General features: G+C 69.7%; 1 protein-coding gene. It reads left to right on the top strand.

What is annotated here, in order from left to right; genetic code table 11:
- Window positions 1–241 (top strand): DUF2948 family protein (locus RZA33_RS19740; RefSeq protein ID WP_317510042.1); only part of this gene is annotated, 241 nt, incomplete at both ends.

Raw genomic sequence — 241 nt, 5'->3', positions numbered from 1 at the left:
CTTGCAGCGTGAAGCGGGCGGCGCGACGCGGCGGGTGCGATCCGGCTTGCAGTTCGGCGATGTGGCCGCCGTGCGCTCGCGCCGGCTGCGCCGCGACGCTCCCGAAGCGGTGGTGGCGCTATTGGCTCTGCGCTTCGACGCCAATGAAGCCCCCGCCGGCAAGGTGACCTTGCTGTTCGCTGGCGACGCTGACCTCGAGCTTGAGGTCGACTGCATCGACGTGGTGCTGGCCGATGTTTCC

Origin of the sequence: Halovibrio sp. HP20-59 (genome assembly GCF_033052795.2) — a bacterium.
In the GTDB taxonomy this organism is placed as follows: Bacteria; Pseudomonadota; Gammaproteobacteria; order Pseudomonadales; family Halomonadaceae; genus Vreelandella.
The sequence above is the reverse complement of the archived record's forward strand: the minus strand, read 5'-3'. Positions and strand labels throughout refer to the sequence as shown.